19 protein-coding genes are annotated in these 18,438 nt (G+C 66.6%); 7 read left to right on the forward strand and 12 right to left on the reverse strand.

The genetic code is table 11. The features are described 5' to 3' along the window. Nucleotides 1–3 precede the first annotated feature (3 nt). On the reverse strand, nt 4–1,017 hold the full coding sequence (locus GKE62_RS06645) for an NADP-dependent oxidoreductase (RefSeq protein WP_154691558.1): 1,014 nt from the start codon (nt 1,015–1,017) through the stop codon (nt 4–6). A 13-nt stretch (nt 1,018–1,030) separates the two neighbouring features. Beyond that, the gene (locus GKE62_RS06650; RefSeq protein ID WP_154691559.1) at nt 1,031–3,160 is read right to left on the reverse strand and encodes a molybdopterin-dependent oxidoreductase; all 2,130 of its coding nucleotides are present in this window, start codon (nt 3,158–3,160) and stop codon (nt 1,031–1,033) included. Nucleotides 3,161–3,281: 121 nt separating this feature from the next. On the opposite strand from GKE62_RS06650, the gene GKE62_RS06655 reads away from it, so the two are divergent. After that, nucleotides 3,282–4,283 carry an NADP-dependent oxidoreductase gene (locus tag GKE62_RS06655; protein ID WP_154691560.1) on the forward strand — a complete coding sequence of 334 codons (1,002 nt, stop codon included), beginning with the start codon at nt 3,282–3,284 and terminating at the stop codon, nt 4,281–4,283. A gap of 40 nt (nt 4,284–4,323) precedes the next feature. Here GKE62_RS06655 and GKE62_RS06660 read toward each other — a convergent pair whose 3' ends face one another. Together GKE62_RS06660 and GKE62_RS06665 are read right to left on the reverse strand one after the other, a co-directional pair. Further along, on the reverse strand, nt 4,324–4,665 hold the full coding sequence (locus GKE62_RS06660) for a putative quinol monooxygenase (protein ID WP_154691561.1): 342 nt from the start codon (nt 4,663–4,665) through the stop codon (nt 4,324–4,326). A gap of 2 nt (nt 4,666–4,667) precedes the next feature. Next, the gene (locus tag GKE62_RS06665; RefSeq protein ID WP_154691562.1) at nt 4,668–5,081 is read right to left on the reverse strand and encodes a nuclear transport factor 2 family protein; all 414 of its coding nucleotides are present in this window, start codon (nt 5,079–5,081) and stop codon (nt 4,668–4,670) included. Between the two features lie 127 nt (nt 5,082–5,208). On the opposite strand from GKE62_RS06665, the gene GKE62_RS06670 reads away from it, so the two are divergent. After that, nucleotides 5,209–6,018, forward strand: a complete 810-nt coding sequence (locus GKE62_RS06670) for an SDR family NAD(P)-dependent oxidoreductase (protein WP_154691563.1) — start codon at nt 5,209–5,211, stop codon at nt 6,016–6,018. A 37-nt stretch (nt 6,019–6,055) separates the two neighbouring features. Here GKE62_RS06670 and GKE62_RS06675 read toward each other — a convergent pair whose 3' ends face one another. Next, nucleotides 6,056–6,832 (reverse strand): SDR family NAD(P)-dependent oxidoreductase, encoded by a 777-nt coding sequence (locus GKE62_RS06675; RefSeq protein WP_154691564.1) that lies wholly within the window; start codon nt 6,830–6,832, stop codon nt 6,056–6,058. Nucleotides 6,833–6,938: 106 nt separating this feature from the next. Here GKE62_RS06675 and GKE62_RS06680 point away from each other — a divergent pair, with 106 nt between their 5' ends. Continuing rightward, nucleotides 6,939–8,564, forward strand: a complete 1,626-nt coding sequence (locus tag GKE62_RS06680; RefSeq protein ID WP_154691565.1) for an FAD-dependent oxidoreductase — start codon at nt 6,939–6,941, stop codon at nt 8,562–8,564. Here the strand turns inward: GKE62_RS06680 and GKE62_RS06685 are convergent. The 3 genes from GKE62_RS06685 to GKE62_RS06695 are packed head-to-tail and all read right to left on the reverse strand — an operon-like array spanning nt 8,561 to nt 11,765. Beyond that, nucleotides 8,561–9,892, reverse strand: coding sequence for an aromatic ring-hydroxylating dioxygenase subunit alpha (locus tag GKE62_RS06685; RefSeq protein WP_154691566.1), 1,332 nt, complete (start codon nt 9,890–9,892; stop codon nt 8,561–8,563). The genes GKE62_RS06680 and GKE62_RS06685 overlap by 4 nt on opposite strands. 2 nt (nt 9,893–9,894) lie before the next feature. Next, on the reverse strand, nt 9,895–11,178 hold the full coding sequence (locus GKE62_RS06690; RefSeq protein WP_154691567.1) for a cytochrome P450: 1,284 nt from the start codon (nt 11,176–11,178) through the stop codon (nt 9,895–9,897). Next, complete coding sequence (locus GKE62_RS06695; protein ID WP_195908640.1) at nt 11,178–11,765, reverse strand: carboxymuconolactone decarboxylase family protein; 588 nt, start codon at nt 11,763–11,765, stop codon at nt 11,178–11,180. The genes GKE62_RS06690 and GKE62_RS06695 overlap by 1 nt, the downstream gene beginning before the upstream one ends. Nucleotides 11,766–11,859: 94 nt before the next feature. Between GKE62_RS06695 and GKE62_RS06700 the strand changes: the two genes are divergently transcribed. From GKE62_RS06700 to GKE62_RS06710, 3 genes are read left to right on the forward strand one after another with little or no spacing between them, the layout of a single operon-like run. Next, nucleotides 11,860–13,179 (forward strand): cytochrome P450, encoded by a 1,320-nt coding sequence (locus tag GKE62_RS06700; protein WP_154691568.1) that lies wholly within the window; start codon nt 11,860–11,862, stop codon nt 13,177–13,179. After that, complete coding sequence (locus GKE62_RS06705) at nt 13,176–13,577, forward strand: putative quinol monooxygenase (protein WP_154691569.1); 402 nt, start codon at nt 13,176–13,178, stop codon at nt 13,575–13,577. The genes GKE62_RS06700 and GKE62_RS06705 overlap by 4 nt, the downstream gene beginning before the upstream one ends. Further along, entirely contained in the window at nt 13,574–14,089 is a 516-nt protein-coding gene (locus GKE62_RS06710; protein WP_195908641.1) for a nuclear transport factor 2 family protein, read from the forward strand. Before GKE62_RS06705 ends, GKE62_RS06710 begins: the two co-directional genes overlap by 4 nt. Here the strand turns inward: GKE62_RS06710 and GKE62_RS06715 are convergent, their stop codons facing one another. After that, entirely contained in the window at nt 14,090–14,827 is a 738-nt protein-coding gene (locus GKE62_RS06715; protein WP_154691571.1) for an enoyl-CoA hydratase/isomerase family protein, read from the reverse strand. It lies immediately after the preceding gene. Then, nucleotides 14,820–15,185, reverse strand: coding sequence for a nuclear transport factor 2 family protein (locus GKE62_RS18430; protein WP_195908642.1), 366 nt, complete (start codon nt 15,183–15,185; stop codon nt 14,820–14,822). Before GKE62_RS18430 ends, GKE62_RS06715 begins: the two co-directional genes overlap by 8 nt. Nucleotides 15,186–15,306: 121 nt before the next feature. Between GKE62_RS18430 and GKE62_RS06725 the strand changes: the two genes are divergently transcribed. Next, nucleotides 15,307–16,248 (forward strand): carboxymuconolactone decarboxylase family protein, encoded by a 942-nt coding sequence (locus tag GKE62_RS06725; RefSeq protein WP_195908643.1) that lies wholly within the window; start codon nt 15,307–15,309, stop codon nt 16,246–16,248. Here GKE62_RS06725 and GKE62_RS06730 read toward each other — a convergent pair. Continuing rightward, on the reverse strand, nt 16,245–16,766 hold the full coding sequence (locus GKE62_RS06730) for a VOC family protein (protein ID WP_154691574.1): 522 nt from the start codon (nt 16,764–16,766) through the stop codon (nt 16,245–16,247). The two genes, GKE62_RS06725 and GKE62_RS06730, sit on opposite strands and share 4 nt — an antisense overlap. Nucleotide 16,767: 1 nt before the next feature. After that, nucleotides 16,768–18,354: a fatty acid--CoA ligase gene (locus tag GKE62_RS06735; RefSeq protein WP_154691575.1), complete on the reverse strand. Its 1,587-nt coding sequence runs from the start codon at nt 18,352–18,354 to the stop codon at nt 16,768–16,770. Nucleotides 18,355–18,438 lie beyond the last annotated feature (84 nt).

Here is an 18,438-nt window from a genome sequence, read left to right on the forward strand (position 1 = left end):
GCATCAGGCGAGCTTGAGGATCATCTTGCCCTGGTTCGAACCCGCGAACAGACGCATGAACGCAGGATAGGCGTTGTCGATACCCTCGTCGACATGCTCGTCGACCACCAGTTTGCCCTGGGCGGCCCACTGCCCCATCTGCGCCGCGCCCTCGCCGAAGCGCGCGACGAAATCCATCACCAGCAGCCCGCGGATCGAGGCGCGCTTGACGATCAGCCGCCACAGATTGCGCGCGCCGACAGGCGCGGTGCTGTTGTATTCGCTGATCAAGCCGCACAGTCCGACCCGCGCGCCCATATTCAGGTTCATCAGCCCGGCATCGAGGATGATCCCGCCGACGTTCTCGAAGATGACGTCCACGCCATCCGGCGCGGCCTGGGCGATCGCCGCGGTCAGCGCGGCCTCATCCTTGCCGCGATAGTCGATCGCCGCATCGAAACCGTAGCGGTCGGTCAACCGCGCGCACTTGTCCGCGCCACCGGCGATGCCGACCGTGCGGCAACCGTGGATCTTGGCGAGCTGGCCAACGATCGACCCGACCGCGCCCGCCGCGCCGGTAACCAGCACGGTCTCGCCAGGCTTGGGCTCGCAGACTTCGAACAACCCGAAATAAGCGGTCATCCCGACCGCGCCGAACAGCGAGAGGTAGTTGGTAATGCTCGGCACCGCCGCCGGGTCGATCGGCTGGGTAAAGCCGCCGACCGTGCCGACCGAGTATTCCTCGATTGCGTTGAGGCCCATGACCCACTGGCCGGGCGTGAAGCCGTCGGCACGGCTGGCCTCGACCACCCCGATGGTCGATGCGCGCACCGGCGTCCCCAGCGGGATCGGCGGCATGTAGCTGTCGGCGTCGTCCATCCAGCCACGCATCGCCGGATCGAGCGAAGCGTAGTGGTTTCGGATCAGGAACTGGCCATCGGCAAGATCGGGCGTCGGTGCTTCGACCAGCGCGAAATCCTCCGCCACGGGATCGCCTTGCGGACGGCGCTGGAGCAGGAAGCGGCGGTTGGTCGGCATGGTCGAATGGTCCTCAGGCGGCGGCGATGCGCACGGGGATCGCGCTCTGAAGCGCCTGCCCGGTAATCGGGTCGAAGTCGACCTCGTCGCTGGTCAGGCGATTGGTCGATCCACCGATCTCGCGGACGTTGTGCTTGCCCGCCTCGCTGTCGCCATAGGCGTGCGCCATCGAGACGATCCCTCGGCGCAGCTTGTCGCTGGCCTTGGCGACCCCGTGGATGCTCGCGTGGGGCGATACGATCTCGACGATCGAGCCATCGGCGATACCCAGTTCGGCGAGGTCGTCGGGGTGGATGTAGGCGGGGTTGGTAGTCGTCTTGGCGCGGAGCTTGGCCAGCGGATGGCCGATCGAATTGAACCGCGTCTTCGAGCGCCGCGAAATCAGCCGGAACCCGAATCCGGCGGCCCGCGCCTCGTCGCGGCCATAGCGTTCAAGTTGAGCGGGCATGCCCCCTTCGGCCAGATCGAAGCGATGCGCCTCGCCCGGATCGGCGGCCTCGACGCGCGGGTGGAGGTCGTCGTAGATCACCGGCGCACCCGCCACGCTGTCGCGCCGCACCTGGCTGGGTTTCACCAGGCAGCCCGCGGTCATCAGATCGAGGAATGTCTCCTTGGTCGGGCATTCATCCATCGGCAGCGGTCCGCCCGCCAGGTTCATCTGAACCCCAAGATGCTTGGCCAGATGCCACAGCATCTCGTACTCGTCGATCACGTCCCCCGGCGGCTTCGCGAGCGCCTCGACGTAGCGGGCGTAGGGCCGCTCGTGCCACCATTCGGAGAGGTTGGTGATATCCTCGCGCTCGAGGCACTGGCTGGGCGCGAGGACAACGTCGGCGCGCTTGGCGCTGGCCGACATCCACGGATCGACCTGGACGAACATCTCCAGCGCATCGAGCGCGCGGCGCATCTTGATCTGGTTGGGGAAACCGACCTCGGGATTGCCCCCGATCGAGATCAATGCGCGGACCTGGCCCTCGCCCGGGGTGAGAATCTCGTCAGCAAGCACGTTGCACGGCATCTCGAAGCCGAGCTGACCCAGCCCCCGGAAGCGCGACTTGTTCATGCCCTCGGCCCCGAACATCGCCATTGGCGGGCCGACCTGGGCGCGGCGGGGGGTCTGAGCGGTGAACACGCCAGGAATTGCGGCCTTCTCGCCCTCTTGCTTGAAGCGCGCGCACAGCACGTTGAGGCTGGTGACGAGATATTCGGTCAGGGTGCCGTTGCCCGCCATTTCCGGTCCGGTGCCGGTCACTGCGCAGCCCTTGTCAGCCTTGGCGAACATTCGCGCGGCGGCACGAAGCATGTCGGGATCGACCCCCGCGCGCGCCGCTGCAACCTCGGGCGTGAACGAAGCGACGGCCTGACGCAGCTCTTGCACGCCATCGACATGTGCCGACACGAAATTGCGGTCGTACAAGTCCTCAGCGAAGATGACGTTGATCATGCCTGCTAGAAGCGCGGGATCCTCGCCCGGCTTGACCGGCAGGTAGATGTCGGCGATCGCCCCGACATCGCTTTCTCGCGGGTCTGCGACGATCAGCTTAAGGCCGTTTTTCTGGCGGTCGCGGATGCGCCGCGACGGCGAGAACGGCGGCACCCCGCCAGGCGGCGAATAGTGCGAGACCATCGGATTGTTGCCGATCAGGAACGCGACATCGGCCTCTTCGAAGGTGTTCGTCCCCGCCATCCACTTGCCATAGCGCGCGGTGGTGAAGACCTTCGCGGGCTGATCGAGCGTCACCGAGGTGTAGAAGTTGCGCGTACCGATTGCCTGGGCGAAGCTGTAAGAGGCCGCCCACGCGGCGCTGTTCTGGTATCCGCCCGACCCGATGAAGAGGGCCACCGCGTTGGGCCCGTGTTCGGCGATGATCCGCTTGAGCGTGACGCCGACATGCGCGAGCGCCTCGGGCATCGCGGTTTCGACGAACGCTCCGTTCGCTCCGCGCACCAGGCTGTGGTGCAGGCGATGCGCTGCGTTGTGGCTGTCGGGCAGCTCGCGGCCCTTGAGGCAGGTGTAGCCGCCGTAAACCGGGTCCTCGGGATCACCGCGCACCGCGATGACTTTGCCATCCTCGACGTCCGCCAGCATCGCGCAGTTGGCGTGGCAGAAGCGACAAAAAGTGCGGTGGGTGGAAACGGCCATGGCGAAATCCTCTCGATAATACCCTAGCCCGATCGGACCGCGCGACGACTGGCACTTTTGCCGATGGCCGCGGGGCGCGGTCCCGGCGCAAGGGACGGGTCAGCCCTCAAAGGAGCGAACGATGCCCACCACCGCGCGCCAATGGTTGCTCAACGGTCACCCTCGCGGCCGTGGCATCGAAGACGGCGATTTCAAGCTGGTCGAGACTGCTCTGCCCGATCCGGGTCCGGGTGAGATGTTGATCCGCATCCGCTGGTTGGGCTTCGATCCGGCGCAAAAAGGCTGGATGGAGAACATCGCCGACTATGTCGCACCGATGGCGATCGGCGACGTGATGCGGGGTAGCGGGATCGGCGAAGTGGTGGCCAGCAACGGCGGCCGCTTCGCGGTGGGCGACCTTGTGTTCGGAACCACCGGCTGGACCGAGTATCTCGTGACCGAAGGTCGCGACCTTACAAAGGTCGAGACCGACCTGCCGCCGACCGCGGTGCTCTCCGTCCTCGGCACGACCGGACTGACCGCCTATTGCGGGCTGTTCAAGGTGGGGCGGCCGCTGGCGGGCGATACCGTGCTGGTGTCGGGCGCGGCCGGAGCGACCGGCTCGGTCGTGGGCCAGCTCGCCAAAATCGCCGGGTGCCGCGCGGTCGGCATCGCCGGAGGCAAGGACAAGTGCGACTGGCTGGTAGAGGAAGCCGGTTACGACGCGGCGATCGACTACAAGGCGGGCGATCTTCGCGAGCAGATCAAGCAGCATTGCCCGAACGGGATCGACGTGATCTTCGACAACGTGGGCGGGGCGATCCTCAACGACATGCTCGCGCGCATCGCCACCGGCGCGCGGGTCGTGATCTGCGGCGGGATCAGCCGCTACGAGACCGGCTCGCTTCCGGCGGGTCCGCAGAACTACTTCAACCTGGTGTTCCGCCGCGCCTCGATGGCGGGGTTCATCGTGTCGGACTGGGCGGGCGAGTTTCCGGCGATCCGCAAGCGGCTGGAAGGATTCGTCGACGACGGACGGCTCGCCTATCGCGAAGACATCCAGCACGGATTCGAGAATGCGCCGGCCACGCTCAAGCGCCTGTTCGTCGGCGCCAACCGCGGCAAGCAGATGCTGGAGTTGTGAAGCGCCACTCGCTCCCGAAACCCCGTTCGGGGACAAGTGGTCAATCGAACGCAGGCGTCGGCTTACCCTCCGCGCCGTAAACCGGGCCCTCGGCATCCACGCGGTACTTGCGGCTGACCGCGTTCTGCAATCCACTCTGTCCGATGTGCGCAAGCATTCCCGCGTACTGCGGCCCCGCGAAGTGCGCGGCGAGCGAATCCTCGCTCTCCCACTCCTCGAACACGTTGATCCGCGAAGGCGCGTTGAGATCGGCGCTCCAGTCGTAATGGATGCACCCCGGTTGGGCGAGCGCACCATCGATCCACGGCTGGGCGCTCTTCAACGCGGCATCCCGGCCGGTGGGCTCGACATCGATTTGCGCGGAAATGACGATCTTGGCCATGCTCAGGCTCCCTGTGGCTTGTACTCGGCGACGATCCGGTAGACTCGCTCCGAGAACAGCCACTGCCCGTCCACGCGGACCATCTTGTCCGTGTAGAGGCCGCCGATCGCGCGCGTCGTACCGTCCTTGACCTTCATGTATTCCTGCGTCTGGCAGCGGCCCGAAGCCCGGTCACCGTCGATTTCGAGCGACGACGGCATGCACTGGAAACTTACGCCATCCAGCCCGCTCATCGCCTGCTTCCAGAACGCGACGATCGCCTCGCGCCCATCGACCTTGTTGCCCATCAGGTCCCAGTGGGCGTCCTCGGACCAGACCTTGCCCCAATCGCCGGCGTCGGCGCGAACCACGGCATCGGCGTAAGTCTCGCACAATTCGCGGATGGCGATACGATCTTCGAGCGGTCCCTTGAACATGGCGCGGTTCTCCCTGACCCCGCTATCGCGGCGACGGTGGGCACCGGCAATGAACACTTTTGGCAAGGGTCAAGGCGCCGGGTCTGGCCTATCGTGGTTCGCAGGAACGATCGGGTGGAGAGCGTCGATGGGCAAACTTGAAGGCAAGACCGCGGTCATCCTGGGCGCTGCCTCACCCGACAACATGGGCCAGGTCATGGCCCGCGCCTTCGCGACAGAAGGCGCGCGGGTGCTCGTCGCCGGGCGCAAGGAAGCGCCGTTGCAGGCGCTCGCCAGCGAGATCGGCGGAGAATACGCGCTGTGCGACATCACCAGCCGCAGCGAAGTGCGCGCACTGGCCGACGCCGCCGTCGCCAAGCTGGGCCGGGTCGATGCGGCGGTCAATTGCACCGGCTGGGGCCTGCTCAAGAGCTTTACCGAGATCACCGAGGAAGAGCTGAACGGCATCGTCGCGCTCCAGTTCACGGGGGTGCACCACTTCCTCCAGGCATTCATCGAGAAAATGGTCGCGCAAACGCCCTCGGGCGGCTCGCTGATCTCGCTGTCGTCGGCCACGACCAAGGCGGTGATCGGCAATCACGCCGCGTACATCGGCACCAAGACCGGATCCGAGGGTCTGATCCGCTGCGTCGCCAACGACTATGGCCAGTATGGGATCAAGGCCAACTCGATCTCGCCGGCGTTCACCGAATCGCCGATGACGCACCAAAGCTTCGCCGTGCCCGGCCTCGTCGATGCGTTCCTGCCGCGTTACCCGCTGGGACGCCTCAACACCTCGCAAGACGTCGCCAATGCCGCGGTGTGGCTGTGCAGCGACGATTGCTTCGTCACCGGCGAGAACATCCAGCCCAACGGTGGCCTGACCCTGCGCGGCAATCCCCAATCGGGCGACATCGAACGCTCGGTCGGCGCGGCGATGGCAGCGCGGGGCAGCTAAGCAGGCAGCGACCAGCCCCGCTTGCAGAAAATTGCCCTTAGTACTGCGCGCTGCCGCCATCGACGCTGAACGTCGCGCCGGTGATCCCACCGCCTTCGCGTGAGGCGAGCAGCACCGCCACCGCGGCAATTTCCTCGACCGTGTTGGGCCGCTTGATCGCCGATTCCTCGGCGAACATCGCGATCATCTCGTCCAGGCTCATGCCCATTGCCTTGGCGGTGTCCGGCCCGTTGTTGCGGATGATGTCAGTGATCACGAGGCCCGGGCAGATCGCGTTGACCGTGACCCCCTCCGTGCCGACTTCGCGGGCGAGCGCCTTGGTCAGGCCGTTCACCGCGTGCTTGGCCGCGCTGTAGGCGGTCAGCACCGGCTTGCCGTGCTTGCCCTCGACCGACGAGATGTTGATGATCCGTCCGAACTTTGCCGCGAGCATCGGCTGGAGCGCGCGGCGGCAGGCCCAAAACGTCGCATAGACGTTCCACTTCATCGCCTGGTCGAACGATTCGTCGGACAGCTGCGCCAGCGGCAGCAGCCCGGTCGCGCCCCCGGCGTTGTTGACCAGGATGTCGAGCCTCCCGAAGCGCGCGACGGCCTGATCGATGAAGCCCTCGATGCCGGCCTGGACGGTTGCGTCCCCGGCGATGAACACCGCGCGATCGCCCACGCCCAGTTCGGCGAGTACGGCTTGAGCTTTCTCCGCATTGCGCGCCATCAGCGCCACCGAAGCGCCCTCGGCGAGGAAAGCTTCGGCGATCCCTCGACCGATCCCCGCGGTGCCCCCGGTGATCGCTGCCACTTTTCCCTGCAACTTCATCTGATGTCCTCCGCCATGTGACCGACGACTAGCCCGCACGCCCACAGGCCGCACCTGCCCAAAATGGAGGGTTGTGCGCGGCCGCTTCACGGTGCCCTGTCTCGCCATGAACGAAGAAACCGACGTCATCGTCCTGGGCAGCGGCGCGGCTGGCCTGACCGCCGCGCTGGCCGCTCATGAGAGCGGGGCCCGGGTCCGCCTAATCGAACGGTTCGACCGTGTCGGCGGCACTTCGGCGGTATCGGGCGGAGTCATCTGGGTCGCCGACAATCCGCGCCAGCGCGCCGCCGGGATGGCCGACGGCCGGGTCGACGCGCTCGCCTATTTCCGCAGCCTCGACCATGGCGACTTGCGCGACGACGTGCTCGAAGCCTTCGTCGATGCCGGGCCCGAGGCGCTCGACTTTCTCGAGCGGATCGATGCGCTGCGGGTGTCGCTGCTGGCGGGCTATCCCGACTATTACCTCGATCGGCCCGGGGCCAAGCCCGAGGGCGGGCGCGCGCTCGACCACGATCTGTTCGCGTTGGGCGAACTGGGCGAATGGGCCGCGCGCATCTACGCGATCGAAGAACCCAAGCCGATGATGCTGCGCGAAACCGCGCTGGGCGGCGGCAGCGGCGTGGTCGAGCCGCACGAACTGCAGCGCCGCCTCGCCGCCGACGAGCGCGGTTTCGGGCAGGCGATGGTCGCGCGGCTGCTCAAGGCGTGCCTGGCGCGCGGGATCGAGCCCGAGCTTGGCGTTACGACCAAACGTCTGATCGCCGAGCAGGGCCGCGTGACCGGGATCGAAGGCGAACGCGCGGGCCGGCCATTCGCCTTGCACGCGAGCGGCGGTGTGATCGTCGCCACCGGGGGCTTCGAATGGGATGCCGACCTGCGCCGCACGTTCCTGCGGGGCCCAGCCGATACCCCGGCATCGCCCCCTACCGCGCGCGGCGAGGGGCTGGCGCTGGCGATGGCGGCGGGGGCCAGGCTAGGCAACATGACCAGCGCGTGGTGGGCGCCGACGCTCGCCCCGCCCGGCGATCGCTGGGCCACCGGTGAGCAGCGCGCCGCCCCGGTGCTGATCGAACGGACGGTCCCGCATTCGCTGATGGTCAACCGCGCAGGCCAGCGCTTCTGCAACGAGGCGGCGAACTATTCGGCGCTGGCTGGGGCCTTCCACGCGTTCGATCCGCAGACGTATTCGTACCAAAATCAGCCCGCGTGGCTCATCTTCGACGCGCAATACCGCGCGCGCTATCCGGTCGGTACGATCATGCCGGGCCAGCCGTTGCCCGATTGGATCGCCAGCGCCGACACATTGGGCGAATTGGCGGCGAAGATCGGCGTGGACGAGGCCGGGCTGACCACGACGGTCGAGCGGTTCAACCGCAACGCCCGCGATGGCCACGACCCAGATTTCGCCCGGGGAACCAGCGCCTACGACCATTTCTACGGCGACCGCTCGCGCACCGGCACGGCGGTCACGCTTGGCCCGGTCGAGCAGGCGCCCTATTTCGCGGTTGAAATCCGCATGGGGATGCTCGGCACCAACGGCGGCCCGCAGACCGATGGCGCGGGGCAGATGCTCGACCACGCTGGCGAGCCGATCCCCGGCCTCTACGGCGCGGGCAACGCGATCGCCTGCCCGACAGGAGGGGTTTATGCCGGCGCTGGCGGTACGCTCGGCCCCGCGTTGACCTTCGGCTACATCGCTGGCCGCAGCGCAGCGCGCGCGAACGCCCCCTAGCGTTCGAGCCAGCGGTCGATGGTGTCGTGGAAGAAGCGCACCCGCGATTCCTGTCCCGCCAGGTGCCCGCCCTTGTAACCCCTTGAGCGCAAACCCTTTTGCTGGCTCGACCAGATCGCGACGTCCTGGTCGATCGCCGGGCCGCAGCTCAATTCGCCCACTTTGCCGCGCAGATGCTCGACCGGTTTGGTCAGGTCGACCGCCTCGGACATCGCGTAGCTGTAGTAGTCGGTCTCGCCGTCGGGGAACCAGGTGAAATACCACATGTCGAACACGCAGCGTTCGGGATCGGTCGGGTGCGGATCGGCGCGCAGCCAGATGCAGCCGTCGGGTTTCAGGCTGAAGCTGATGTTGGGAAACACCGTGTAGTGGTAGTGGTCGGTCAACTGATCGTCGTGGAAGCGGGCGTAGTCATAGCCCTTTTCGGCCCCGCACTTGCGCTTCTGCTGCTGCAGTACCGGGCGGATTGCCATCGGATCGCTGCGGAAGTCTTCGGGATCGAGGCCCCAATAGCGCAACTCGCGCCCCAGCGCCTCGATCACCGCGTCGGTCTGGCCTTTGAGCGATTTCGACGGCCGCGACCCCGGCATGAACATCCGCGCATGTCCGTGCGGCGCGTAGAGATCGAACTGGCAGTCCTTGTAGTTCTGCTCCATCACATAGACCGTGCCGGGATGGACGTAGGGCAGGTGATAGCTCTCGTTGAAGTTGTCCTGGACGCACTTCCAGTTGAAGTCGCCGTCCAGCGTCACCCAGTGGGTGCGGCGCATCTTTTCCATCTCGTAGCATTCGATCTGCGAGGCGATCGGGCCGAGATGGTCCGCCAAGGGAATGCAGTCGGGATCGAGATTGACCCAGACGAACCCGGCGAACACCTCGCAGCGCACTTCCGCCAGGTTGACCTGGCCGCACGGGTTGCCGCCTGAAAAATCCTCGGCGCAAGGCACGAAAGTCAGCTCGCCATCGGGCTTGAAGCGCCACCCGTGATAGGCGCAGGCGATGCGCTTGGCGTGGCCCTGCTCGTCCTCGACCAGCCGTTTCCCGCGGTGCGGGCAGACGTTGTAGAAGGCGCGGATGCGCTGGTCCTCGCCGCGCGTGACGAGGATCGATTCGCGGCCGATGTCGTAGGTGAAGTAGTCCCCGGGGTTGGGCACCTGCTCGGCAAGGCCGCCGATCAGCCACGCCTTGGTCCAGATGCCGTCCCATTCGCGCTGCATGAAATCGTGCGACCAATAACGCTCGCCCGAGATCGGCCCGGTCGAGAGCGCCGGTTCGGGCAGCTTGGTCCGGTCGATGCGCTGGGTGGGGGGTTCGAGGATCGTGGCCACGGTCAGCGTTTCCTTGGTTCGAATTCGATGTGCAGTTCGGCCATGCTGCGCAGCAGGAAGTGCGGGCGGATCGCAAAGTCGTTCTTGCCGGCGGCGAACCACATGTCCTCGAAGCGGTCGACCACCGCGGTGAACCCCCAGGTCAGTTCGCGCCGCGCCAGCGGCGCGCCCAGACAATGGTGCGGACCCGAGCCGAAGCCCATGTGCGATCCCGCCTTGGCCCGCTCCAGGTCGAGCTTTTCGGGGCATTCGAACGCGCGCTCGTCGCGGTTGGCGGCGGCGAAGCGGACGTTGACCATCGCTCCACCGGGGATCGTGACCCCGCCCATCTCGGTGTCCTTCGCCACGAAGCGCATCAGGCTCTGCACCGGCGATTCGAGCCGGACGACTTCCTCGACGAAGGTCTTCATGTAGCGTTCGGGATCCGATTTGAGCTGGCGCCAGACGTCCTTGTTCTCGATCAGCAGCTTCATTCCAGCGGTCAGCGCGTTCGTCGTCGTCTCGCTGCCGCCGACGAAAGTGTCGGCCATCATTTCGGCGTGGAGTTCCTCGTCGGTCAGCGCCCGGCCCCATTCGGGGATCACGGTGTTGACCAGCACGCTGATCAGCGAATCGTCCGGCTCCTTGCGCAACCGCTCGAAGATCGGCTGGAAATAGTGCTGCGCCTCGATCTCGCGGTCGACCATCTCGAGGTGCTGGTCCTCGGGCAGCATGAAGCTGATCCGCTGGAAGAACGCATCGGTCCAGCGCTTGATCGTCCAGGCATCCGCGCGCGGCGCGCCCATCTGCTCGCAGATGATGTAGAGCGGCAGCGGCACCGCGAACTGGCTGACCCACTCGCACCGGCCATCGGGCAGGAACGCGTCGATCAGTTCGTAGGCGAGGTTCTCGACACGCGGATCGATCTCCTTGATCCGGCTCGGCTTGAACGCCTCGTTGAACATTGCGCGCATCTGCTTGTGGTTGGGATCGTCGCGCCCGTTGAGCGTGCGCGCCGGAACCCAGCCCTTCTCGGCGAAACGCTGTTCTACCTTGAGCGCGCGCTCCACCGTGCCCGAACCCGCGCGAAACGGGGTGTCTTGCGAGGTGCTGGGGAACGCCACCGGATCGGTGAGCACGCGGCGGACATCCTCGTAGCGGGTGACGACCCACATCCCCGTGCCGGGGATTTCATAGGCCGGCGCCTCGTCGCGCAGCGTCTTGTAGGCGTCATAGGGACATTGCTGGAGCCCGGCATCGAACAGGTTGACCGCTGGCGCGGGTTTGACGGGAGCCTGGGTAGCCATCAGCGCACCTGGACCTTTTCCTGGCCCCATGGGGCGATGGTTTCCGCGGTCTGGAATGCGGGGGGCAGTTCCTCGACCATGTGCCACGTCGCCGCGAGCCGCCCGAAGCCGACGAAGAATGCCACCGTCATTCCCAACTCGACGATCTCCGCCTCGCTGAAATGCTTGCGCAGATCGGCGTAGATCGCATCGCCGATCGCGAGATGGTCGGTCGCCATCAACTCGCCATAGCGGATCGCCGCCTTCTCGGCATCGCTGAGGTTATCGGCCTCGTGCGGCTTGGCCAACGAGCAGACCAGGTCCTCGCTCAATCCGTCGGCGACCGCGTCGGAATAGCGGATCGCCATGCAGCTGCGGCACTGGTTGAAGAACGCGACGCGCAAGCGGACCAGCTCGACCAGGCGCTCGGGCAGCGCGCGGTTGCGCTTCAGCGCGCCGCCGAACTGCATCAGGCCCAGCGCCTGTTCGGGGCAATGCGCGAAGAACCGGGTCAGCCCCTGTTCCAGATCGCTGGCGGATTCGGGCCGGGCGGCCTCGCGCAGGCGGGGATCCCAATCCTCTGGAGCAAGCTTCGCGATCCGGGCCAAGGCCGATCCTCTCAAAAGGGGTGTGGTTATGTCGGCGAGGCTGGGGCGATACCCAGGCCGCCGCAATTGGCGGAATGGATAGAAGCCTGAGCCGATGGACCACCGCGTCAACCACGAACTCAGCCCGATGGCCTGCCCGCACACGCTGGCCGACGTCGACCTGTTCGGCCCCGGGGCGGCCGAGCACTGGTACGAGGCCTATCCGATCCTGCACGACGCCGCGCCGGTCGCGCGCCTGCCGGGCCAAGGTCTCACACCCGATCGCGACGCCTTCATCCTGACCAAATACGCCGACATCGCGCGAGTGGTGCGCGATTGGGAGCGGTTCCCGCCGACGCTGTCGCTGCTCGTCGCCCAAATCCAGCAGTCCGGAAAGATGGCGCGCGAGATGCCCGATATCGACGCGATGGTGCAGTCGATCGTCGCGCTGCGGCCCACTCCCGAGCTGTGGCGCGCGCACCGCCAGCAACTGACCGATCCGTGGGTCGGCCCCGGTGCGAAGCGGCACGAGGCGATGATCCGCGGCCACGTCGATGATTTGATCGCGGGCTTCGCGGACCGCGCAACGATCGATTTCGTCGCCGATTTCGCGCGCCCCCTGCCCCAGCGGACGATGGCCAGCGTGCTCGGCTTCCCGCTGGAGGACGTCACCCAGCTTGCCATCTGGGGCAACGCGCAGGTCATGTCCTACGTCCACGGCTGCGGGCACAACAACGTCCTGACCGCCGAACAGACCGCCGAGAAATTCCGCCTGCTCGCGGGTTTTTCGGACTACGTCCGCGACAAGGTGCGGGAAAAGCGCGCCGCGCCGCGCGACGACATGATCAGCTTTTTGACGCAGGTCCGCTACGAGGCGCTGGACCGCAAGCTGAGCGACGACGAGATCAACGGAATCGTCTACGCGATGGTGATCGGCGGGCTGGAGACCACGCAGTACGCATTGGCCGAGCAGGCGCAGATCGTTTGCGAGACGCCTGGCCTGTTCGACCGCCTCAAGGCCGACCGCGCATCGATCCGCCCGTTCATCGAAGAGGGGATGCGGCTGCGTTCGCCGACGCAGGGCCTCTCGACCCGGATCACCTCGCGCGACGAGGTGTTCCAGGGTGTGGAAGTGCCTGCTGGATCGACGCTTCACTTGCGCTGGGCCGCAGCGAACATCGATCCCGAGGAATTCGAGGACCCGCTGACGCTCAAGCTCGATCGCAAGGCGGTGACCCGGCACCTGGCCTTCTCCGCGGGGCCGCGGGTCTGCCCCGGGGCCGGGCTTTCGCGGCTAGAGCAGACGATCGCCTGGAACCGGCTGTGCGACGGCCTGGACGGGATCGCCTACGCGCCGGGCAACACTTTCCTTCACCAGCCCGGGATCATGCTCGGCACGATGGAACTGAAACTCGAACTGGAGCCGGCCGCATGACCACCTTGCTCGCGCACATCAAGATCAAGCCCGGCAAGGAAGCCAAGTGGGAGGCGATCATGCACGACATGGTCGCGCAGACGTTCGCCAACGAGGACGGCGTCGTCCGCTACGAATACTGGAAGGGCCAGGCGGTGAACGCCTATTATTGCCTGCTATCGTTCACCGACAAATGGGCGTTCTATGCGCACCAGATGTCCGATCACCACGAAGGCCACGACTTCGCCGACGTGCTTGCGGGGATCGAGCTCGAATACGTCGGTCCGGTGCAGGGAGCGGGCGGCGATCTTGCGCCGACGCTCGATCCGCCGCTGCCCGCCGACGCCAGCGAGGCGATGCGCACCGCGCAGGCCCGCTTCCCGCTGGCGATCCCGGCCTGGTGGAGCGGACGGCAATGACCCGCGATCCCGCGCTGCAGGAACTGCTCGACAAGCAGGCCATCGCCGAAGTGATCCAGCGCTATTCGCGCACGCTCGACTGGCTCGACGACGAAGGCCAGGCGAGCTGCTATTGGCCGGAGGCGGCGATCGACTATGCCTTCTTCACCGGCACGGCGGCGGAGTTCGTGCCGGTGGTGATGAAGATCGAGCGCTCAAGCCAGCGCCGCTGGCACATGCTCTCGAGTCTGGCGATCCGGCTGCATTCCCCAACGCGCGCCAGCACCGAATGCTATGGCCAGGCGACCGGGGTGCGCGAGAACGACGGGGTGTGGACCGGCAACCTCTTCGGCGGCCGCTATCTCGACGAATTCGAGAAGCGCGGCGATGAATGGCGGATCATCAAGCGCGACTACGTGATGGACTGGTCGATGCCGCTGGGCGTTCAGAACGACGGGACGCCCGACCCGGTGTTTCCGCTGCCGGTGCTGCGAATCGTGGAATCGGGGCATCCGAAGTACCGGGCGATGTAACTACCGCTTCGTGAACCCTGCGATGCGTTTCTCCATGTCCGGCCCGCGACCCTCGCCGTCCATCCATTCGGCGATCAGGGCGGCGTCTGCAGGCACGCCGTCGGCGCGTTCGAGCAGGCGCTTGTTGGCGGCATGACTGAAGTGCGATTGCGCGGCGACCTGCGCCGCCAGCCGTTCGATCTCGGTAGCGAACCCGTCATCCGGGATCGCATATTCGGCCAACCCGATCCGCACCGCTTCGGCCGCATCGATCATCTGCGCGGTGAACATCAGCCGCTTGGCGGTGGCGATGCCGACGCGGCGCGGCAGCCGCACGCTCATCCCCCACACCGGTGTCAGCGCAAACTTGGCATGGGTATCGCCGAACCGTGCGCCCTCGGCGGCGACGATGAAGTCCGCCGCCAATGCGACTTCGAGCGCGCCGGTGTAGCAATGTCCGTGAACCGCCGCGATCACCGGGATCGGCAGTTTTTCGAGCATCCGCAGCGTTTCCGAATGCCATCCGCGAGAAGGCGGACGCTCGCCCGCCGCGATATCGGCCAAGTCATGCCCCGCGGAGAAGCACTTGCCCGCGCCGCGCAGCACGATGCAACCTATGCCCTCGGCCGTCGCCAGATCGGCGATGTGGGCGCGCAATTCGCCAAATATGGCGACGGTCAGCGCGTTGAGCTTGTCGGGCCGGTTGAGGGTGAGTTGCACCCAGCCGTCGTGGTCTTCGCGCAAAACCTCGTCAGGCACCCGGTTCCTCCGGTTCGCTCGGGTCGCTATAGTCGCGGTAATACGTGAGCTTGCCGTCCGCCACCTTGTAAATCCCGCAGCCACCGCGCGTTCCCGCGGGCGAGTGCATCGTCCAGCGAGACCAACAGGAATGATCGTCGCCGCAGATCTCGTCGATGGTGAAGTGGATCTTCCGCTCGCCCATTTCCTTCACCATCGTGGTCATGAACGCCATGATCTCGTCGCGCCCGCGTCGCGTCCCCCAGACCACGTCCTCGACCACCGCATCTTCGGCGAACAGATCGACCAGTTTTGTGTAATCGCCGCCATCCTGGATTTGCCAGAACCGCTCGATCACGTCCTGCGCCTGTCCCGGCATCGTCCGTCTCCCGCTGATGTCCTGAGCGGTGCCACAGGGGGTGGGCCGCGTCCCCTGCGAAATCTGACAAGCCCGCGAGCGGCGCCGATGTGGTAAGAGCGGGTTCGAGGAGTTGCCAACGATGTCGACCGTGCCCCGTGTTTCATCGGCCATCCCGGGCGCGCCCGCCCATTTCGGATCGGTCCTCGCCCACCAACCGGCGCTCGCCGACCGCTTCGCCGATTTGTACGGCGCATTCTGGGCCAGCGACGTCCTTTCGGCGCGGGTCAAGGAGATCTGCCGGATGCGCAACGCGCGGATCACCGCCTGCGCGTTCTGCCGGCAGGTTCGCTTTGCCAAGCCGATCGCCGCCGGGCTCGACGAAACGGTGATAGACGACGTCACCGACGACTACCCCAACTCAGGCTCGTTGACCGAGGCCGAAAAGGCCGCGCTGCGCTTCACCGACGCGCTGATCTTCGATCCCGCGCTGTTCGACGAAGCGGCGTCGCGCGCCATCGACCGCCACTTCACGCGCGCGCAGTTCGCCGAGCTGACGCTGGGCGTAATGCTGTTCCTGGCGCTCGCCAAGGTGCTGATCACGCTCGGCTTGGAACCCGAACACCTCGACCGGACCGAACTGCCGACGCCGGCCCGGCGCACCTGGGGCGCATCCGCCACCGATGGGCCGCACGTCGCCATCGATCCCGCGGTCGAGCGCGTGCTCGGGGCCAGTCCGGAGCTGCTCGCCCGGTTCCGGCGGTTCTATGGAGAACTGTGGCGTGACGGCACCCTCGGCGCGGACCTGCTCGCCGCGGTCCAACAGCGGATCGCGCGAGTTCACGCGAACGGCGCGCCCGAGGCGCAGGCGCCACGGGACCCAAGCCGCGAAGCCTTGCTCGCCTATGCCGCGCAGATCCCGTTCGAGCACCACGCGATCACCGATGCCGCGGCGGCGCAGGTTCGCGAAACGCTGGGCGAGGACGGGTTCGTCGCGTTCACGGTCGCCGCCGCGCTATCCGATGCGCTGTGCCGGGCGCGCATGGTGCTCGAAAGCGCCACGGTCGACGCCGGCACGGCCTAGCCGAGTTCGCGTAACAGATTTCCGCCGGTCCAGCCGCGCGCGGCATCGGCGACCATCGCATAGAACCCGGTCAGCCCCGGCGTAGGTTCGTAGAGTTCGATCATGTGGCCGTGCGTGGCGGCGGCATCGACGAAGGCATAGCGCGTGCCGCCCGCGGTCTCGCTGAGCTGGGCCAGCGGCATTCCGGCGTCCTCGAAATGGCTCAGCGCCTCGTCCAGCCGATCGACCCAGACCGCGAGGTGGTGCAGCCCGAGGCGCCCCGAATCGACGGGATAGAGATCATGGAACGCGCTCGGGTCGGTGCCGTGCTGCTGGACGAATTCGACCATCACCTCGCCCCACTGGCCATAGGCGCTCGAGTGATCGTGCTGCACACGCACGCCGCGATGCTCGCTCCACGACAGCGGGACGTGGCGGCCGAGAAAGAACGGCCCCGAACCGAACGAGGCACTGTGCGCCCGCGCGGAGGCTTCGATGTCGGCGCAGAAATAGGCGATCTGGCGGACGGGCAGCGCCATCTCAATTGATCGCCCGTTCCCGCCCTTCCCAATACGGCACGCGCAGCTCTCGCCGGAGGATCTTGCCCGATGGATTGCGCGGCAGGGCGGCGATGAAATCGACCGACTTGGGGCACTTGTAGCCCGCGATGTGCTGGCGGGCGTGCGCGATCACCTCGGCCTCGCTCAACGTCTCGCCCGGCTTGACCACCACGCAGGCCTTGACCGCCTCGCCCCACTTGGCGTCTGGCACGCCGATGACGGCGACATCGGCCACTTTGGGGTGCGAATAGACGGCGTTTTCGACCTCGGCGGGATAGACGTTCTCGCCCCCGCTGATGATCATGTCCTTCACCCGGTCGTGGATGTAGAGATACCCGTCATCGTCGAAGTACCCCGCGTCGCCGGTGCGCAGCCAGCCTTCGGTGTCGATCGTCGCGGCGGTGGCATCGGGCAGGTTCCAGTAGCCGCGCATGTTCTTGGGGCTGCGCGTCGCGATCTCTCCGACCGTGTTGGCGGGAACCTCGTTGCCCTCGCCGTCGATGATCTTGACCTCGACGCCAGGCAACGGCTTGCCCACCGAGCGCATCCGCGGGCTGCCCTCGGGCACGTGATCCTCGGGATCGAGCGTGACGATGGTCCCGCTGGTCTCGGTCATCCCGTACATCTGGACGAAGCCGCAGCCGAACCGCTCCATCGCCGCGCGCATCAGCTCGAGCGGGATCGGCGAGGCGCCATAGGTGATGAACTTCAGCCGGCTGAAATCGACCTCGCCCACGCGCGGGTGGTTGAGCATGATCTGGATCGCGGCGGGGACGAGGAAGATTTTCGAGATGTTGTAGCGCGCGATCAGGTCGAGCGCCTGGGTGGGATCGTATTCGGGCAGCACGATCGAGCAGGTTCCCGCGGCGATCGTTCCGATCCCGGTGCCCGTGCCGCTGATGTGGAAGCACGGCATGGCCAGCAGCGTGACCTCGCCGGGGATCGGCTTCTGCCAGTCCTTGAGATCGGCCTCGTCGCGATGCCGCGAGGAGATGATCGAGCCGTGGGTCATCACCGCGCCCTTGGGCCGTCCGGTCGTTCCCGAGGTGTAGAGCTGGAGCGCGTCGTCCTCGGGCGCCACGGGAACTAGGGGGTCGGTGGCCGGAAACCCATCGCGCCACCGGCGATAATCGGTGAAGGCCGCGTCTCCCGCGTCGATCCCGATCACCGAGGCGACGTGCGCGAAATCGCCGCGCACCTTGTCCAGCATCTCGGCGAAGCCTTCGCCGACGAACAGCACTTTCGCCTGGCAATCGTTGACGATGTAGGCGACCTCGGGCGGGGCCAGCCGCCAGTTGACCGGGGTCATCACCGCGCCGAGCTTGGCCGCGGCGATCAGGACCTCGAAATAGAGCGGATGGTTCTTGCCCAGGTAGGCGATGCGGTCGCCCTTGCCGACACCGAGCGCGGCCAGGCCCTGCGCCGCGCGGTTGCTACCGGCGTCGAGCTCGCCGAAAGTAAGATTCTCGTCGCCAAAGCTGAAGGCCGCGGTATCCGGCTGGGTTCGCGCGTGCTCGCGCACCAGATCGCCCAAGGCCTGAGGCAACGCGGTCGCCGCTTCGGTCATCACCTCATCCTGTCCCATGGTCACCGGTTTACCCGCGCCCGGTCGCGCGGCCATTGGCACAATTCATAGCACCGGTTCGCCGCT

It is taken from the genome of Novosphingobium sp. Gsoil 351 (genome assembly GCF_009707465.1).
Taxonomy (GTDB): domain Bacteria; phylum Pseudomonadota; class Alphaproteobacteria; order Sphingomonadales; family Sphingomonadaceae; genus Novosphingobium.

What these genes read in the sequence shown, in the direction of transcription:
- GKE62_RS06655 (WP_154691560.1), top strand. Translation starts at nt 3,282, where the DNA reads ATGCCCACCACCGCGCGCCAATGGTTGCTCAACGGTCACCCTCGCGGC.
- GKE62_RS06645 (WP_154691558.1), bottom strand. Translation starts at nt 1,017, where the DNA reads ATGCCGACCAACCGCCGCTTCCTGCTCCAGCGCCGTCCGCAAGGCGAT.
- GKE62_RS18430 (WP_195908642.1), bottom strand. Translation starts at nt 15,185, where the DNA reads ATGCCGGGACAGGCGCAGGACGTGATCGAGCGGTTCTGGCAAATCCAG.
- GKE62_RS06705 (WP_154691569.1), top strand. Translation starts at nt 13,176, where the DNA reads ATGACCACCTTGCTCGCGCACATCAAGATCAAGCCCGGCAAGGAAGCC.
- GKE62_RS06725 (WP_195908643.1), top strand. Translation starts at nt 15,307, where the DNA reads ATGTCGACCGTGCCCCGTGTTTCATCGGCCATCCCGGGCGCGCCCGCC.
- GKE62_RS06700 (WP_154691568.1), top strand. Translation starts at nt 11,860, where the DNA reads ATGGACCACCGCGTCAACCACGAACTCAGCCCGATGGCCTGCCCGCAC.
- GKE62_RS06710 (WP_195908641.1), top strand. Translation starts at nt 13,574, where the DNA reads ATGACCCGCGATCCCGCGCTGCAGGAACTGCTCGACAAGCAGGCCATC.
- GKE62_RS06675 (WP_154691564.1), bottom strand. Translation starts at nt 6,832, where the DNA reads ATGAAGTTGCAGGGAAAAGTGGCAGCGATCACCGGGGGCACCGCGGGG.
- GKE62_RS06660 (WP_154691561.1), bottom strand. Translation starts at nt 4,665, where the DNA reads ATGGCCAAGATCGTCATTTCCGCGCAAATCGATGTCGAGCCCACCGGC.
- GKE62_RS06730 (WP_154691574.1), bottom strand. Translation starts at nt 16,766, where the DNA reads ATGGCGCTGCCCGTCCGCCAGATCGCCTATTTCTGCGCCGACATCGAA.
- GKE62_RS06690 (WP_154691567.1), bottom strand. Translation starts at nt 11,178, where the DNA reads ATGGCTACCCAGGCTCCCGTCAAACCCGCGCCAGCGGTCAACCTGTTC.
- GKE62_RS06680 (WP_154691565.1), top strand. Translation starts at nt 6,939, where the DNA reads ATGAACGAAGAAACCGACGTCATCGTCCTGGGCAGCGGCGCGGCTGGC.
- GKE62_RS06650 (WP_154691559.1), bottom strand. Translation starts at nt 3,160, where the DNA reads ATGGCCGTTTCCACCCACCGCACTTTTTGTCGCTTCTGCCACGCCAAC.
- GKE62_RS06665 (WP_154691562.1), bottom strand. Translation starts at nt 5,081, where the DNA reads ATGTTCAAGGGACCGCTCGAAGATCGTATCGCCATCCGCGAATTGTGC.
- GKE62_RS06670 (WP_154691563.1), top strand. Translation starts at nt 5,209, where the DNA reads ATGGGCAAACTTGAAGGCAAGACCGCGGTCATCCTGGGCGCTGCCTCA.
- GKE62_RS06735 (WP_154691575.1), bottom strand. Translation starts at nt 18,354, where the DNA reads ATGACCGAAGCGGCGACCGCGTTGCCTCAGGCCTTGGGCGATCTGGTG.